Source organism: Dinoroseobacter sp. PD6, assembly GCF_028807315.1.
Classification (GTDB): Bacteria; Pseudomonadota; Alphaproteobacteria; order Rhodobacterales; family Rhodobacteraceae; genus Dinoroseobacter; species Dinoroseobacter shibae.
Window position 1 is genome coordinate 198,893 of record NZ_JARAMN010000002.1, and the last position, 17,071, is coordinate 215,963.

Genomic DNA, 17,071 nt, shown 5'->3' on the forward strand with positions numbered 1-17,071 from the left:
GAACCTATCTGAGCTCAGCCATTGGCGGCCTCGGCACCAGTGCTGACGTCGTGGAGGGATTGTGCGAGCTTCGCGATTTCCTTCCGAAGCGGGTTTTTCCTCGCACGCAAGGCGAGGGGTGATCCATGATCGTTGGACTCGGCGACCGCCTTTCCCCCGTCAGGCAGTTTCTCTCCGAAGGAGATATCGAGGCTTTCGGCCATCCGCTTGACCCGGGCCTTGCCCGCCAGATCGGTCATCTTGGGGGCCCGGTTCAGCACGAAACGCAGCTTTTCCACGGGAAGATCTTCGAATTTCAGAGTCTTGACGAAGCGCAGGGCATTCTGGGCCGAGCGCAAGTCGAGCTCGATCACAGGAAAAAACACGTCCGCCATGCGCAGGGCCGTCTCGGTCCAGTTCACCAGTGCGCTGGGCATGTCGATCACGAGATAATCGAACATGCCCGCAGCGGTGGAGATCAGCTTGTCCATGTCTTCGGGGGGCAGAAGGTCCAGAGGCAGGATCTCGGCGGGGGAGGTGAAGACGCTCAGTTTGCCGTCGACGATCTGCAAGGCCTGTCGGAACGCATCATCGTCGAGGCTGTCCACGTCGCTCATCAGCTCGAAGATCAGATCCTTGCGCGGTAGATCCAGATAGGTCGCGACCGATCCGAACTGCTGGTCCATGTCCATCAGGCCAACGCGCGGTGTCGTGCCTTTCAGCGTTGCCAACTCCCACGCGAGATTGACCGCAAAGGTGGTGGCCCCAACGCCGCCCGCCAGCCCCTGCACTGCAAAGATCGTACATCCCCCTGCGGTCCGCGTCGGCAAGGTGGCCTCGGTCGCCGGGATCTCCGCGACATTGACCGCATCGGCCAACGGGATCGGCGGCCTTGCAGCCCGCGACAGCCGCTCCACCGCTTCGGTCAGCCCTTGCTCGGGGATCGGGTAGGGCAGGAATTCTCGTGCCCCGGCCTGCAACACCTGGTGCAGAACAATGGGGTCAAGCTCATCCGCGATGAGCAGGACCGAAATCGACAGCTCCGTCGCCTTGCGCACGATATCGAGCACCGTGTCGACATTGCTCTCGTCCTCGAGGTCCAGGGCGAGCGCGAGGACCTGCACCCGCGCAGCATCGGGCTGGTCGAGAAAATCCAATGCTTCGGAGATCCGCAAATCGCCCCAAGCGTCCTGGAAGCGTGCCTCCATCTCGTCGATCAGGATCTCGAAATTCTGAACGTCACGCGAAACTGTGCAGGCGAGGATTGGCGCCTCGTCTGTAGGGATCTCCACCCCTTGGGTTTCATCCGTGTTCTTGCCGCTCAGAGGGGCCACTGCCGTCATTTTCTCACCTCAGGGGGGCCGGCGGGGCCGGACCCGATCTGCCCGTGGATTTGGGCCTACTATGCGCGGTGAGGGTAAACAGGGTGGTAATGGCGCGGGAAACGCAGCCCCGAGAGCGCGCCAAAAACAGAGCATTTGATGAAAAAGCCCCGCATCCTGCGATGCGGGGCCCGGGGCTTGCGGCGCGGGTTGCGCATTACTCCTCGGTGGCGTTTCCAGTCTCGGTTTCCATGATGCGCCTCTCGTATGTGGCGCCTTCGACGAACTCGCGGTTCACCACAGCGGCATATTTGCCGTCCAGGTGGATCGGATCGTTCTCCAGGAATCCACTCACCTCCGTTACCGTGCGGCGGTTGCGCATTTCGCGATCCTGCGTGACCACGAGCGGTTGGGTTTCCCCAAGTGAAACAAGTGCCTGAAGCTGCTCGGGCTGGACGCCGCGGCTCACCAGGTAGTTGACCACCGTGGTGGCGCGGGCCTGGCCGAGACGGCGGTTATAGGCGGCCGACCCCACCAGGTCGGTGTGCCCGAAAACCGAGAATCGCAACTCGGGGAATTGCTTGATGAAGTCGGCCTGCACGTCCAGTGCCGCGCGTGCCTCGGAGGTCAGGGTGCTCTGGTTGAAGGCGAAATTCACCGTGCTCGGCACTTCGCGGGCGAAACGCTGCGCGAGACTGATGGAGGCCGACAATTCGCCGGTCTGCACCAGTGTATTGTTCATGGTCGCGTCGCCGAACCCGCCCTCGTCAACCTCGCTTCCGATTTCCGAGTAGGCACAGGCGCCGAGGGCGGCGGTCAGCGTCAGGGCGATGAAGGCAGAGGATGTCCGGCGCATGATCTTACTCCAAAACATAGCCGTAGGATCCGGAGAAATCCTGCTGCGCGACTTCTCCGGCAGCGCCGCGGCGGGGTGTATCCTCCCGCACGAGATTGCCGTTGAGGAAGAATTCCCGCTCACTGGGGATGCGGACCCGGTCGGTTGGCAGCACAAGGGCTTCGCCACGGGTGGGTGAGACCAGGTGCGCGGTCACGATGATGACCAATTCCGACTGGCTCCGGGCGTAGTCGGCGCTGCGAAAGAGGGCACCGAGCACGGGGATATCTCCGAGCCACGGCACTTGCCCCGCGAAATCCCGGAAATCGTCTTCGAGCAGCCCGGCGATGGCGAAGCTGTCACCGTCGCGCAGTTGCACGGTGGTCAGGGTTTCGCGGCGGCTGAAGCCCTGCACGGTCAGCGAATCGGTGATGATCGAGGCACTGGAATCGAGCGCCGAGACCGCAGCCCCCAACTCCAGGTTGATCACGTCGTCGTCCAGCACGGTCGGAATGAAATCCAGTTCCACGCCGAAGGGCTTGTATTCCACCGAGATCCCGCCATCGCCATCGGCCACCGGGATCGGATATTCTCCGCCCGCCAGGAACGAGGCTTCCTGCCCGGACAGGGTGGTCAGGTTCGGCTCGGCCAAGGTACGGACGACCCCTTTGCTTTCAAGGGCCTCCAGAAGAATGCCGAGGCTGACATTCCCGATGTTGAAACCGAGTCCGATGGTGCCCGCCGCCTCGGGGTTGAGGGTGAACTCGGTCGAATTGGCGCCGCCGATCGAGCCGCCATCGGTCAATCCGCCGGAGCCGAGGCCAACGGAGAATGCGCCATCAGTGCCGCTGTAGATCGCCGTAAGGCCGCCGGAAAGCTGCTTGCTGACCGAGCGCTGCATTTCCGCGAACCGCACTTTCAGCATGACCTGCTGACTGCCGCCGATGCTCATCAGGTTGGACACCCGGTCCGGCGCATAGCGCTGCGCGAGGTCCAGGGCGCGATCCATCGCGGTGACGCTGGAGGCTGTTCCGCTCAGAACCACGCCATCGTTTGCGGTGCGTACTTCGATGTTCTCGCCGGGCAGGATCTGCTCCAGCCGCTCCTTGAACTCGGCGATATCCGGCGTGACTTGAACGTCCACGTTCGTGATCAGCCGTCCATCCGCGCCGAGCAGGGTCATGGTGGTGCGCCCCTGGGATTTGCCCAGCACATAGATGCTGCGATCCGACAGGGTGGCGATGTCTGCAATGCCCGGATTTGCGACGGAAAGCTCGGCGAAAGGAATGTCGCTTTCGACCACGACCGCGCGGTTCATGGGCACTTGCAAGGTCGAATCTGCTTGGCCCTCCTGCACGCGCAAGACCTGCGCCATGGCCGGAGCGGTACCAATCGATGCACCAAGAGCGAGGCCCAGAAGCCCCGCGGTCACCCAAAGTCTCATTGTCATGTGATCCTGCCTCTATGACCACTCTCAAAACGGGGTCTTACGCCCCTTATCGGACAAGCATGCCCTCTTTTGCGGTTTCAATCAAGAATCATGCGGTTAGAGGCCGCTCTTCGACCGGGCAGGCCGGTGATAACGCGAAGCGGTGACCATTTTGCAACGGTCACCGCGTCTTCATGAGGTCACAGTAGGGAAATCAGTTGGTGCAGGGGATCGGGATTTCGACCACTTCGGACCCGCGGCGGGTGCGGATCGTACAGACTTCCTTGACCTCCGCGCGTTCGATGACTTCTTCCTCTTCCACGATGCCGAGCAGTTCGTCCTGGTTGACTTCGATATTGCCAACAAAGGCATCGTCGGCGGCCCCCACCAGCGACAGGGACAGGCTGCCGGTACGCTGCGCCTGGGCGAGACCTGCGACTTGCTGCGGCGTGGCCTCCACGGTGACGGTGCGCGCAATGGTCGGGGCGGTGCGGTCCATATCGGCGTTCTGGTCGATGCCGATGATCTGCATGCTGGACTGGATCAGCTTGGTGACGTCTTGCCCCTTGGACGAGCCACTCCAGTAGACGTCGACCCGGTCGCCGGGCCGCAAGAAGCCGGAGACGCCCGAGGTGACCGTGACGCTGATGGCGAACGCCCGCATGCCCTTGCCGAGACGGGACGAAACACCCGCATCCTGGCCGGGTTCGGTGACCTTCACCGCAAGGACCGGCTCATTGGCTTCCATGGCGCGGGTGGCCGTGCGCAACCGGCCCTCGGCATCCGGGAACAGGCCTTCCTCGGTCTGGAACGCGCCTTCGGGCAACGCGTCCGCGGGCCAACGGACCTTGCGCACGTCATCCTTGCCGATCTTCTCGCCGTAGCGGATCGGTGTATCCATGACATAGACCTCGACCACGTCCACTGCGGCCGCGAGTTTCTGCTGCTGTTTGGCGACAACGGTCTGATACTGGTCAAACCTGTCTTTTGCCATCATCACCGCAAAGCCAGCCAGGCCGACCCCGAGGAGCAATACCAGTCCAAAAACCAAACGCATGATGTGCCTCATTGATGAAGGGTCGCGGCGGCGGGCCGCTTCCGGTGCAGGCTACAGGTTTCTTGCGACGCAGGATGGGCTCAAATGAGGCCCTTCTGGGGCGCGAAGCCGTGCCGAAAGACATGCGAAAGGCCGCACCCGCAGGCGCGGCCTTGTACAGGCGCCGATGCCGATGTCAGTCGGCGGGCGCGGCCGGGAACGACGTGTTGATCTGGTCGGTTTCCAGCTGGGTGTCGATGTCGCCGGACAGGTTTGCGATCCCGCCGGACACGACGCCGTACACGGCGATGCCGAGGCCCACGATGGCGGCGGTCAGCACGACCCAGTCCACGGTGACAGCGCCGTCTTCTTCGGAGCGGAAGGTCTTTGCAAGCTTGAACAGTTTCATGGTTTTGATCCTTGATCCTTGATCCTTGGTTTCTCACCGTCGCGGCGCCCGTAAGGTGTCCGTTTCGATGCTGCCAATATCGCCTTGAAACGCGGCGGGAATATGGTGGGTTTTGGGTGTTTGGCGGATCTTTTCGCAGCAAATCCATGCGAGTGGACCTTTGGAAAAGCGCTTTGCGCATGCAAAGGGGGCCGCGCGTTTTGCGCAGCCCCCTCGCGAGTTCCGGTCTCGGGCTTAGTCGGCGGGCGCGGCCGGGAACGACGTGTTGATCTGGTCGGTTTCCAGCTGGGTGTCGATGTCGCCGGACAGGTTTGCGATCCCGCCGGACACGACGCCGTACACGGCGATGCCGAGGCCCACGATGGCGGCGGTCAGCACGACCCAATCCACGGTGACAGCGCCGTCTTCTTCGGAGCGGAAGGTCTTTGCAAGCTTGAACAGTTTCATGTCTCAGGTCCTCTTGGGTTCCATGTCAGTGTCTTACCGATCTTGAACCCGGCGATACGCTATGCGCCGTTGTCCGTTTCGGAATGCTGCAAAGATGCCGGAGAATTCTGGCAAGACTTGGCCCGGTTCTCGACAGAAACCGGATTTCGGTTCTTTGGGTCCGAGATTCTTGTGGAATTTGAAACAATCTGGGTTGTCTTGGGGGGATTACTTGCCGCACCTTTGGAAAATCGCGCGAAATCCTTAACGAAAAACATGGGTTCTCTCGATTTTTGTCTCGGGTGAGGCCGAGGATTTGCTAGGATTGTGTCAAAACGAGCAGGTTAGATGGCACAGACACCCCTTTCCGCCTCGGTCGCGGCGTTTCTGGCGCTGGCTGTCGGGCTGACCGACGCGGCCGCGCAGGCCACAGAGGCGACTCGGCCTCCCCCTGCGGCTGATTTCACCTTCAAGAAGATCACGCCCCCTGCGTCCGGGGCGACCCGCCGGATCACCGTGCAGATCGTACCGACCGTTCCGCCACCGGCTCCGGTGCTGGTCACGCCCGGGGATCAGCCCGCGCGGCCCCGTCCGAACGAAGATCCCGCAGTGGGGGCGTTCTGGTCTGCTACGGGGACCGAGTTGCAGACCGCCAGTCCGGCCAGGTTCCTCACAGCCGTGGATTTTGTCACGGGCGACGGGGGTCGTGATCTGCCGACCCCGGGCCTCGCGACCCTGCAAGGGCTCGCTGCCGCTCATGGCCGTACCATTCTTGCCAGCACGATCGGCACGCGGGTCTCTCCGGCGCTTGTCCTGTCGGTGATGGCGGTGGAATCCTCCGGTCGGCCCGACGCGGTCAGTCCCAAGGGCGCGCAGGGCCTGATGCAGCTGATCCCGGCTACCGCCGCGCGGTTCGACGTGGACGACCCGTTCGATCCGGCCGATAACATCGCCGGGGCGGTGCGCTACCTCGACTGGCTGATGGGCACGTTCGACGGCGATGCGATCCTGGCGCTGGCGGGCTACAATGCTGGGGAGAATGCGGTGAAAGGGGCAGGCGGTGTGCCCGACTACCCAGAGACACGGGCTTACGTGCCCAAGGTGCTGGCGGCCTGGCGCGTGGCGCGCAGCTTGTGCGCGTCACCGCCGCAACTGGCATCGGATGGCTGCGTCTTCACCACGATGGCCGTGAACTGAGCAGGCCCGAAGGGCCAAAATAAGCGCGACCGCGCTGCGCAAGGCGAGAAAGTCCAGGACCGGTGCCGTTCCTTGCGCAGCAGCGAAGGCTCAGACGATCGTGGCTTCGGTCGCGGCGCGGATCTCGTCCTCGGTCACGCCCTCGGCGCATTCGACGATCTTCAGACCGCCCTCGACCACCTCGAGCACGCCGAGATTGGTGATCACCAGGTCCACGACACCCTTGCCGGTCAGCGGCAGGGTGCATTCCTTGAGAAGCTTGGTTTCGCCGCGCTTGTTGGTGTGATCCATCACCACGATGACCCGGCCGACACCGGCCACCAGATCCATCGCGCCACCCATCCCCTTGATGAGCTTGCCCGGGATCATCCAGTTCGCCAGATCCCCGTTCTCGGCCACTTCCATCGCGCCGAGGATCGCCATGGCGATCTTGCCGCCCCGGATCATGCCGAAGCTCTGGGCGCTGTCGAAATAGGCCGTCTGGGGCAGTTCGGTGATCGTCTGCTTGCCCGCATTGATCAGGTCGGCATCGACCTCGTCCTCGGTGGGGAAGGGACCCATGCCCAGCATGCCGTTCTCCGATTGCAGGGTCACGGTGATGCCCTCGGGGATGTAGTTCGACACCAGCGTCGGGATCCCGATGCCGAGGTTGACGTACATGCCGTCCTGCAATTCCTGCGCCGCGCGCGCAGCCATCTGATTGCGGTCCCATGCCATGAGGGGAAGTTCCTTCTCTGTCGTCTTCAATTGCCCGCGGGCACGTCGATAATCACGACGGTTCCGGCTGCGCCGCGGACATAATTCAGGGTGCCTTCGAGGCTGTCGATCAATTCGGTCGCGATCCGTCCGCCCAGGGTCTGCGTCGCCGGTACGGGCATATCTTTGGGAATGCCCACGCCATCGTCGGAGATCACCACTCGGAAGCCGCCTTCGGTCAGGGCGATCACTTCCATCCGCACGGTGCCCGCATCGAGCCCGACAAAGGCATGCTGGAATGCGTTGGTCAGCACTTCCGACAGGATCAGCCCGGTCCGCGTCGCAGTTTCCAGATCGGCTTCGAACCGGCCGACCTCGATGGAGAACGCCACGCCCGGCCGTCCGTCGGAATGAGCGATCGCATTGGCCACCCGGGTCAGGTAGCTACCCATTGAGATCCCCTGCCGATGCGCGTCGCGGTCCGACAGGCGCATCTCTTCATAAAGAAGCTGCAGGCACTCGATCCGGCGGGCGAGGGCCGCGAAGCCTTCTTCCGAGCCCATCCGGTTGGACTGGTCCCGGATGATGTCGATCAGCATCGACAGGTCTTGGCGCACCCGGCGCTGCACGGCGTTGAGTTGTTTCTCGATGCTCAGTGTGGAGCTGTCGATATCGCGGTCCGACATCGCCTTCTGGATGCCGATGAAATAGTGACATTTGCCGTCGTCTGATTTGACCGGCGCGATGATCAGTCGGTTAAGGAACGGCTCGCCACTCGCGCGGTAGTTCAGGATGTCGACAGTCACGTCCTCTTCGCGCTCGATCGCGCGGCGCAACTTCGCAACATCGGCATCGTCGGTCATGCTGCCTTGCAGGAACCGGCAGTTCCGGCCGATCGCCGCGGTGCGCGAATAACCGGTCACCCGCTCGAACGCGTCGTTCACATAGACAATCGGGTTGTCATGGATGTTGGGATTGGTCAGCACCATGGCCACCCGCGCGCGCGAGAATCCGGCCAGCGCCTCCCGATCATCCAGCACTGTTCCTAGCGTGCGTGGCTTCATCTGCCTTCCCCCCCTTGTCAGGCGGCGCGTGTCGTCCGCTGCTCGATCCGTTTTTCGTGCTCCCCCTGGACGAGGCGGTGCACATAGATGCCGGGCAGATGGATGGTATCCGGGTCCAGTGTGCCGGTCGGAACGATCTCCTCCACCTCGGCGACGCAGACCTTGCCACACATCGCGGCGGGCGGGTTGAAATTCCGAGCGGTCTTGCGGAACACGAGGTTGCCGGTCTCGTCCGCCTTCCAGGCCTTCACAATGGACAGGTCGGCGAAGATCCCTTCTTCGAGGATATAGGTCTCGCCGTTGAAGTCCTTGTGCTCCTTGCCCTCGGCAATCACGGTGCCCACGCCGGTCTTTGTGTAGAAGCCCGGAATCCCGCAACCACCCGCGCGCATCCGCTCGGCCAGGGTGCCCTGGGGGTTGAACTCGATCTCCAACTCGCCCGACAGGTACTGCTGCATGAACAGGTCGTTCTCGCCGACATAGGACGACATCATCTTCCTGACCTGCTTGGTCTGCAGCAGGAGCCCGAGGCCGAAATCATCCACCCCGGCATTGTTGCTGGCGATGGTCAGACGCTTGACGCCGCTTTTCTGGACCGCTTCGATCAACAGCTCTGGAATGCCACACAGGCCGAACCCTCCCGCCGCGATCAGCATGTCATCGAACAAGAGCCCCTCAAGCGCCTCGGCGGCCGAGCCATAGATTTTCTGCATACTGCACCTTCGAAATAGCTTGGCCCTGTTCTGACGCCGCGCATCCGCGGTGTCAATCTGCCGGGCCCGAGGCGCCCGCAATTCCGTCAGGCGCCCGGGCTATTTCGCAGAGGTCTTCTTTGCGGCGGTTTTCTTCTTGGTCGCGGCCTTTTTCTTGGCGGGGGCCTTCTTGCCGGACTTGGCGGCGCGTTCCTCGATCAGTTGCACGGCCATCTCCATGGTGACCTGTTCGGGGTCGGTCTCCTTGGGGATGGTGGCGTTGATCTTCTCCCATTTCACGTAGGGGCCATACTTGCCCTTCATGATATTGACGGGCCCGCCTGCCTCCGGGTGCTCGCCCAACTCGCGCAGGGGTTTGGCCGCCGCGCCGCGCCCCCCGCGGGAGGCGACCTTTTCGGCCAGAAGCTGCACCGCGCGGTTCATGCCCACGGTCCACACCTCCTCGATATCTTCGAGATTGGCGTTGGTCCCGCCCCGGTCCGACGTGCTGTCGGCATGTTTCAGGTAGGGCCCGTAGCGCCCGATATTGGCCCAGACCGGCACGCCGTCTTCGGGGTGCAGCCCGATCTGGCGGGGCAGGGACAAAAGCATCACCGCCTTGTCCAGTTCCAACTCCTCCGGCACCCAGCTTTTGGGGATCGACTGGCGCGGCGGCTTCTTGTTCTCCTCGGTGACTGCCCCGCGCTGCACGTAAGGCCCGAACCGGCCCTTGAACACGCGGATCTCGTCGCCACCGTCCTCGCCCAGCAGCTTGCCCTCGGGCGGGATGCCGCTGGCCTCTTCCATGCCCGGCGGGCCGAAGGGCCGGGTGTAGCGGCATTCGGGATAGTTCGAGCAGCCGATGAACGCTCCGCCGGACCGCGCCGTGCGCATCGACAGCTGCCCGATCTCGCAATTCGGGCAGAGCCGCGGCGGCTTGCCATCTTCGCGCGGCGGAAAGAGATGCGGCGCCAGCACCTCGTTGATCTTCTCCAGCACCTCGGTGATGCGCAACTCGGAGGTCTCGGCGATCGCAGCGGAAAAATCGCGCCAGAACCGGTCGAGCACATCCTTGTAGTTGCGGTCCCCCGCGGACACCTCGTCGAGCTGATTTTCCAGATCGGCGGTGAAGTCGTAGCCCACGTATTTGCGGAAGTAGTTGACCAGGAACGCCGTGACCAACCGGCCCTTGTCCTCGGGGATCAGCCGGTTCTTGTCCTTGGTGACATAGCCGCGGTCTTGGATCGTTGTGACGATCGAGGCATAGGTCGACGGTCGCCCGATGCCGAGCTCCTCCATCCGCTTGACTAGCGTCGCCTCGGTGTAGCGGGGCGGGGGCTGGGTGAAATGCTGCTGTCCAAACACCGCGCCGTTCTCGGACAGAAGCCCGCCCGGGCCCCGCTGCATTCCACTAGTGGGCGCAGCCTCGACCACGTCGTCCTCGCGCGACCCGGCCTTGGCGAAGGCCGCCTCCATCCCGCCCTTGTGCAGCGGCGCGGGGTCGCCCTGGCCGATCTGGGGCAGGCGGCGCTCGTCCTCGGCGGTGCTCTCCTCGTCCTGTCCTTCGGTATAGACCTTCATGAACCCGTCAAAAACAACGACCTGCCCGGTGGCGCGCAGCGCGATCTGGCCATCGGGCGATCCGATCTCGACCGTGGTCCGCTCCAGCCGTGCCGCGGCCATCTGGCTGGCCAGGGTCCGCTTCCAGATCAGGTCGTAAAGCTTGCGCTGATCGGGCTCGGTGACCTTCAGGTCCTCGGGCGCACGGCTCATTTCCGTCGGCCGGATACACTCGTGGGCTTCCTGGGCGTTCTTGGCCTTGTTCTTGTAGATCCGCGGGCTGTCGGGCAGGTACGCAGCCCCGAACCGTTCCTTGATCGCATCGCGGGCCATGGTCACCGCCTCGGGCGCCATGTCGATCCCGTCGGTCCGCATGTAGGTAATGTAGCCCGCCTCATAGAGCCGCTGAGCCGTCGACATGGTCTGACGCGCGCCGAAGCCGAACTTGCGGCTGGCCTCCTGCTGCAGCGTCGAGGTCATGAAGGGGGCCGAGGGGTTGCGGGTGCCGGGCTTGGCCTCGACCGACGTCACGCTCAGCTTGCGCGACGTAACCGCCTGCACCGCAAGCTCCGCCGCCTCCGCCGTGGCGAGGTCGAACTTGTCAAGTTTCTTGCCCGCAAGCTCGGTCAGCCGCGCCTCGTAGGTCTGGCCGCGCGGGGTCTCCAGCACCGCGCGCACGGACCAGTATTCCCTGGGATCGAAGGCTTCGATCTCCATCTCTCGCTCGACGATCAGCCGCAGGCAGACCGACTGCACCCGTCCGGCCGATTTCGCGCCGGGCAGCTTGCGCCACAACACCGGGCTGAGGTTGAAGCCCACCAGATAGTCGAGCGCGCGGCGGGCCAGATACGCCTCGACCAGTTCCATGTCCACGTCGCGCGGGTTCTTCATCGCCTCGGTCACCGCGGACTTGGTGATGGCGTTGAACACAACGCGGCTGACATCGGTCGATTTCTTGATCGCCTTGCGCTTGGTCAGGGCTTCCTGAAGGTGCCAGCTGATCGCCTCGCCTTCCCTGTCGGGGTCGGTGGCGAGGATCAGCGTGTCGTCATCCTTCAGTGCGTCGGCGATGGCCTTGACATGCTTGCGACTGTCGCTCGCGATCTCCCACAACATCTCGAACCCGTGCTCGGGATCGACCGATCCGTCCTTCGGGGGCAGGTCGCGTACATGCCCGTAAGAGGCAAGAACCGTGAAGTCGCTGCCGAGATATTTGTTGATTGTCTTGGCTTTGGCGGGCGACTCGACGACGACAACGGGCATGGGATGTCCTGAAAAAAAGGCGGGTCAATTGCGCGCTAGATGTGGCGGCTTGGTTTGGAATGTCAATGCCGACCGGTCCCGGCGAGGCGCCTTGGCGCGGGCGCGCCGAGCCGAGTTGGCAACCGATCCCGCGCAAATGGGCGCGCGGCGCAGGCCGCGTACGGACGCGCGCGCAACAGGTCTGCTGCGCAGCGCAGGGGCCGTTTCGGCAAGCCGGCCAAGCGGTTCCGGCCTGCGCTGCAACGTCTCAGCATCCCAGGCTCAGCATTCCCCCGGGGGCACGGGTGATCTGACCGGACATCTCCAACTCCACGAGGGCCGCGTTGACTTGCGCCGCGGGCAGGCCGAGGGCGCGAATGACCTGATCCTCGGGCAGCGGCGTGGCGCCGAGCGTGGCCAGAACGCGACCGCGCAACTCGTCCGCGGAGGGCCGGCCAAGCTCCGGCGCAGGCGCGGCGGCGGGCTCCGGCGATGGCGCTGCGGCCTCGGGCGATAGCGCCAGCAGGATGTCCTCGGCATTGCGTACCAGGGTCGCGCCATCGCGCAGCAACTGGTTGCATCCCGACGCGCGCCCGTCGAACGGGTGCCCGGGGGCGGCCATCACCTCCCGCCCCTGGTCGGCGGCATCCCGCGCGGTCAGCAGGCTGCCCGATTTCACGGTCGCCTCGACCACCACCACCGCGCGCGCCAGGCCGGAAATCAGCCGGTTGCGGCGCGGGAAATGCCGCGCCTGGGGCTGCATGCCGAGCGGTTGTTCCGACACGATCAGTCCCTGCTTGGCGATGCGCTTGAACAGCTCGGTATTTTCCTTGGGATAGATCACATCGAGCCCGCCCGCGACCACGGCGATGGTGCCCGTGTCGATCGCGGCGTCATGGGCGGCGGCATCGATCCCGCGTGCCAGCCCCGACACGATCACCTGATCCTCGCTGCCCAGCCCCTTGGCAAAGGCGCGGGCCAGACGTTGGCCGATGGCCGAGGCATTGCGCGCCCCCACGAGGGCCACGGCGGAGCGTTTGAGCAATTCGACATCGCCAAGGCACCACAGAAGCGGTGGTGCGTCGTCGATGCTGGACAGCCGGTCCGAGTAGAGCGTCCCGCCCAGGGCCGCGAGCCGCGCGCCCATCTTGCGCCCGGTGGTGTATTCCTTTTCGACCCGGTCGCGCGCGATCGGGCGCAAATCCTTCAGCCCAGCCGCCGAACCGACCTCGGGCAGCGCATCGAGCGCTGCGCGCGCAGTGCCGTATTCGGCAAGAAGCTTGTGAAACGTGACGGGACCGACCCGGGGGCTGCGGATCAGTTGCAGCCAATCCAGCGCCTCGTCCACGGAGCGGGGCGCCTGCGGGGTGTCATCATCGGGAAAAAGCGGCGCGATATCCTTGGCCATGGGTCAAGAGTCCTTCTGGCAACTGTCCCGCCCGACGCCTGTTTTTTCGGGAAGACTGGATCAGACGGATACCGAGAGGGGTCGTTTGCGCCTCCGGTCTGAGGTGGTGCGAGGGTGGGTGGGTCGACAGAGACAACAAACACCCGGCATCCGCCTGATCTGGAACTACCTTTGGCCTCAAATTCTTAATGCGAGGTAAAAACTTTAAAAAAATCGCGGGCGAAAGCCGTTTTTTCGCCGCGCGGTGTTCGTGTTTCGGTCTGGCGCCCCGTCACGCCGCCGATCCGCCCACGGTCAGCCCCCCGATCATCAGGGTCGGCTGGCCCACGCCCACCGGCACCCACTGGCCCGCCTTGCCGCAATTGCCCATCCCGGGATCGAGCGCCATGTCGTTGCCGATGGCGCGGATCTGCTGCATCGCGGTAGGCCCGTCGCCGATCAGCGTCGCCCCCTTGACAGGCGCGCCCACCTTGCCGTTCTTCACCCGGTAGGCCTCGGTGCAGGAGAAGACGAACTTGCCGTTGGTGATATCCACCTGTCCGCCGCCGAACCCGACCGCGTAGATCCCGTCCTTCAGGTCCGCCACGATCTCCCTCGGCGCGGCATCCCCGCCCAGCATATAGGTGTTGGTCATCCGCGGCATGGGGATATGCGCGTAGCTTTCCCGCCGACCGTTGCCCGTGGCCTCCACCCCCATCAGGCGCGCGTTCTGGCGATCCTGCATGAACCCCACGAGGATGCCGTCCTCGATCAGCGTCGTCTTGTGCGAGGGCGTGCCCTCGTCGTCGACCGTGAGCGATCCGCGCCGGTCCGGGATCGTACCGTCGTCGAGCACGGTCACCCCGGGGGCGGCCACCCGCTGGCCCATCAGCCCGGCGAAGGCCGAGGATTTCTTGCGGTTGAAATCGCCCTCGAGCCCATGCCCCACCGCCTCGTGCAACAAGATACCGGGCCAGCCGGGGCCAAGAACCACATCCATCACCCCCGCGGGCGCAGGCTCCGCATCGAGGTTCACGACCGCGACCCGCAACGCCTCCCGCGCCACGCCCTGCCAATGCTCCGCGCCCATCAGGCTCGCCAGCCCATAGCGCCCGCCCCCCCCCGCCGAGCCGCTCTCGCGGCGGCCGTCCTGTTCGACGATGATCGACACGTTGAGCCGGGTCATCGGGCGCACGTCGCGCACCCGGTGGCCCTCGGGGCGCAGGATCTCGACCTCCTGGATCGACGCGGCCAGGGAGGCCGAGACCTGCACCACGCGCGGGTCGAGCGCGCGGGCATAGGCATCGATCTCGCGCAGGGTTTCGATCTTCACGCCGAAGGCGGCGGCATCCATAGGGTTTTCATCCGTATAAAGACGCCGGTTCGTGGCCCCCGGCGCCTCGGCCAGCACCCCGCCGCCGTCGCCCACCGCCAGCCGCGCGGTCGTCGCCGCACGCCGCAAGGCCGCCTCGGACAGTTCGGTGGAATGGGCATAGCCCGCCGTTTCGCCACGCACCGCACGCAGCCCGAACCCCTCGGATGCGTCGTAATTCGCCGTCTTGATCCGCCCGTCATCCAGCAGGAGCGACTCCGACCGCCGCCGTTCGAGGAAAAGCTCCCCGTCATCTGCCCCGGCAACCGCCTCGCGCAGCACGCGAAGCGCCACGTCGGGATCCAGCGAAGTCTCGAAAGGGCGGAACGCAGCGTCAGTCATCGGGGTTTTCCTTGATCCATGTCAAATCGCGACACGAAGGCGCAGGTGGAGCGCTTGTGTGCCTACCAGATATATGGTTCACAAGTGTCCGGACACAACGGCATACCGTACCAGACGGGTCTGCCGGGCGCTTTGCGCATCGAAGCATCGGGTGCGGGGCGATCCGTATCTGAACAGGGCATCGCGCGGCTCTGGCCGCGACATAACAGGGAACGACTCATGGCAAACATGACCCGGATCACCGGAGGTCTGGCGGCTGGGATGGCCGCTCTTGGCGCGCCGGCATTTGCAGACAATCGCGAAGGCATGGAGATCATCGGCCAACCCATTCCGGGCGGCATCGGGTTCCAGCCCGCGGCGACCGAACTGGCGCGGGAACTGCAATGGCTCGACGGGCTGCTGCTGGTCATCATCACCGCGATCGTGCTGTTCGTGACGGCCCTGATCGCCTGGACGATCGTCCGCCACAACGCCAGGTCCAACCCGGTCCCGGCCCGGTTCAGCCACAACTCCCCGATCGAGATCACCTGGACCGTGGTGCCGATCCTGATCCTGGTCTTCATCGGCGCCTTCTCCCTGCCCGTGCTCTTCAAGCAGCAGGAAATTCCCGAGGCGGAGGTGACCATCAAGGCGACCGGTTACCAGTGGTTCTGGGGCTACGAGTATCCCGAGCATGATTTCGGCTTCGAATCCTTCATGCTGGCGCGCGACGAGCTGGCCGAATACGGCTACGAGGACGAGCATTACCTGCTGGCCACCGACACGGCCATGGTCGTGCCCGTGGACACCACCGTGGTGGTGCAGGTGACCGCAGCGGACGTGATCCACTCCTGGACCATCCCGGCCTTCGGCGTGAAGCAGGATGGCATCCCCGGGCGTCTGGCGGAACTGTGGTTCTCGGCCGAGAAGGAAGGCATCTATTTCGGCCAGTGTTCGGAACTTTGCGGCAAGGATCACGCTTATATGCCCATTACCGTCAAGGTGGTGAGCAAGGAAGAATATGCGCGTTGGCTCGACACCGCGATCGCGCAGTACAACGGTACCCCGCGTACCGTGGACTACGCCGCCAAGTGACGTGACCCGCGTCGGCCCGCATGCGGGCCGACCCTTTTCGTGAGAGCCAGCGAGATCCCATGAGCGACGCAAGCTTCGACAGATCCATGCCCCTGAGCGGCGAAGGCAGCTTTGGCGACTATCTCGCCCTGCTCAAGCCGCGCGTGATGTCCCTGGTGGTGTTCACCGCCCTTGTGGGGCTGCTCGTGGCGCCGGTATCGTTGCACCCGATGGTGGGGTTCTGCGCAATCCTGTTCATCGCCGTGGGGGCAGGGGCCTCCGGCGCGCTGAACATGTGGTGGGACGCGGATATCGACCTGATCATGAAACGCACCGCGGGCCGCCCCGTTCCGGCGGGCAAGGTGCAGCCGGGCGAGGCGCTGGCCCTGGGTCTGGGCCTGTCGGGTCTGTCGGTGGTGATGCTGGCTCTGGCCACCAACCTTCTGGCCGCGGGGCTTCTGGCCTTCACGATCTTCTTCTACGCGGTCGTCTATTCCATGTGGCTCAAACGCTCCACGCCCCAGAACATCGTGATCGGCGGGGCCGCGGGTGCCTTTCCTCCGATGATCGGCTGGGTGGCGGCGACGGGCTCGGTCAGCCTCGAGGCGGTGCTGATGTTCGCGCTGATCTTCATGTGGACGCCGCCGCATTTCTGGGCGCTCGCGCTTTTCATGAAATCCGACTACCACGATGCGGGCGTGCCGATGCTGACAGTGACCCACGGGCGCAAATCGACCCGCACTCATATCCTGGTCTATACCGTGCTGCTGGTGCCGGTGGCGCTCGGCCTGGCGCTGACCCCGGTCGCGGGCCCGGTTTATCTCGCAACGGCCCTTGTTCTGAACGCGATCTTTCTCAAGGGTGCCTGGGACATCTGGCGCCGTGACGAGGCGCAGGCGGAAGCAGATAAATACGCGACCGAAAAACGCTTCTTCAAGTTTTCGCTGCTCTATCTCGCCCTGCATTTCACCGCGCTGCTGGCCGAGGCAATCCTGACCCGCAGCGGTCTTTGGACCTTCGGAGGGTAGAC

General features: G+C 64.3%; 15 protein-coding genes. 3 read left to right on the plus strand and 12 right to left on the minus strand.

Annotation, left to right across the window (positions count from 1 at the left end; all coding sequences use genetic code 11):
* Positions 1 to 14 precede the first annotated feature (14 nt).
* The 6 genes from PVW48_RS04395 to PVW48_RS04420 all read right to left on the minus strand — a co-directional run bounded on the left by PVW48_RS04395 (position 15) and on the right by PVW48_RS04420 (position 5,457).
* Entirely contained in the window at positions 15 to 1,322 is a 1,308-nt protein-coding gene (locus tag PVW48_RS04395) for an AAA family ATPase (RefSeq protein WP_012177800.1), read from the minus strand.
* Between the two features lie 196 nt (positions 1,323 to 1,518).
* Positions 1,519 to 2,157, minus strand: a complete 639-nt coding sequence (locus tag PVW48_RS04400) for an OmpA family protein (RefSeq protein WP_012177801.1) — start codon at positions 2,155 to 2,157, stop codon at positions 1,519 to 1,521.
* 4 nt (positions 2,158 to 2,161) lie between these two features.
* Positions 2,162 to 3,586: a type II and III secretion system protein family protein gene (locus PVW48_RS04405; protein WP_012177802.1), complete on the minus strand. Its 1,425-nt coding sequence runs from the start codon at positions 3,584 to 3,586 to the stop codon at positions 2,162 to 2,164.
* Between the two features lie 193 nt (positions 3,587 to 3,779).
* Positions 3,780 to 4,622, minus strand: coding sequence for a Flp pilus assembly protein CpaB (cpaB, locus tag PVW48_RS04410; protein WP_012177803.1), 843 nt, complete (start codon positions 4,620 to 4,622; stop codon positions 3,780 to 3,782).
* Between the two features lie 175 nt (positions 4,623 to 4,797).
* Entirely contained in the window at positions 4,798 to 5,010 is a 213-nt protein-coding gene (locus tag PVW48_RS04415) for a hypothetical protein (RefSeq protein WP_012177804.1), read from the minus strand.
* A gap of 234 nt (positions 5,011 to 5,244) precedes the next feature.
* Positions 5,245 to 5,457, minus strand: a complete 213-nt coding sequence (locus PVW48_RS04420; protein ID WP_012177804.1) for a hypothetical protein — start codon at positions 5,455 to 5,457, stop codon at positions 5,245 to 5,247.
* A 327-nt stretch (positions 5,458 to 5,784) separates the two neighbouring features.
* Between PVW48_RS04420 and PVW48_RS04425 the strand changes: the two genes are divergently transcribed.
* Positions 5,785 to 6,633, plus strand: a complete 849-nt coding sequence (locus PVW48_RS04425; protein ID WP_274580452.1) for a lytic transglycosylase domain-containing protein — start codon at positions 5,785 to 5,787, stop codon at positions 6,631 to 6,633.
* Positions 6,634 to 6,723: 90 nt separating this feature from the next.
* Here the strand turns inward: PVW48_RS04425 and PVW48_RS04430 are convergent, their stop codons facing one another.
* From PVW48_RS04430 to tldD, 6 genes are all read right to left on the minus strand, one after another.
* Positions 6,724 to 7,350, minus strand: a complete 627-nt coding sequence (locus PVW48_RS04430) for a CoA transferase subunit B (RefSeq protein WP_012177806.1) — start codon at positions 7,348 to 7,350, stop codon at positions 6,724 to 6,726.
* A gap of 26 nt (positions 7,351 to 7,376) precedes the next feature.
* Positions 7,377 to 8,393: a PAS domain-containing protein gene (locus tag PVW48_RS04435; protein WP_012177807.1), complete on the minus strand. Its 1,017-nt coding sequence runs from the start codon at positions 8,391 to 8,393 to the stop codon at positions 7,377 to 7,379.
* Between the two features lie 17 nt (positions 8,394 to 8,410).
* Complete coding sequence (locus tag PVW48_RS04440) at positions 8,411 to 9,106, minus strand: CoA transferase subunit A (protein WP_274580453.1); 696 nt, start codon at positions 9,104 to 9,106, stop codon at positions 8,411 to 8,413.
* Positions 9,107 to 9,205: 99 nt separating this feature from the next.
* Positions 9,206 to 11,908, minus strand: coding sequence for a type I DNA topoisomerase (gene topA / locus PVW48_RS04445; protein WP_274580454.1), 2,703 nt, complete (start codon positions 11,906 to 11,908; stop codon positions 9,206 to 9,208).
* Positions 11,909 to 12,155: 247 nt separating this feature from the next.
* Positions 12,156 to 13,295, minus strand: a complete 1,140-nt coding sequence (dprA, locus tag PVW48_RS04450) for a DNA-processing protein DprA (protein WP_012177810.1) — start codon at positions 13,293 to 13,295, stop codon at positions 12,156 to 12,158.
* Between the two features lie 271 nt (positions 13,296 to 13,566).
* Entirely contained in the window at positions 13,567 to 14,988 is a 1,422-nt protein-coding gene (gene tldD, locus PVW48_RS04455) for a metalloprotease TldD (RefSeq protein WP_274580455.1), read from the minus strand.
* A 219-nt stretch (positions 14,989 to 15,207) separates the two neighbouring features.
* Here tldD and coxB point away from each other — a divergent pair, with 219 nt between their 5' ends.
* Both coxB and cyoE read left to right on the plus strand, forming a co-directional pair.
* Positions 15,208 to 16,062: a cytochrome c oxidase subunit II gene (coxB, locus tag PVW48_RS04460; protein ID WP_443112667.1), complete on the plus strand. Its 855-nt coding sequence runs from the start codon at positions 15,208 to 15,210 to the stop codon at positions 16,060 to 16,062.
* A gap of 59 nt (positions 16,063 to 16,121) precedes the next feature.
* The gene (cyoE, locus tag PVW48_RS04465; protein WP_274580456.1) at positions 16,122 to 17,069 is read left to right on the plus strand and encodes a heme o synthase; all 948 of its coding nucleotides are present in this window, start codon (positions 16,122 to 16,124) and stop codon (positions 17,067 to 17,069) included.
* Positions 17,070 to 17,071: the final 2 nt, after the last annotated feature.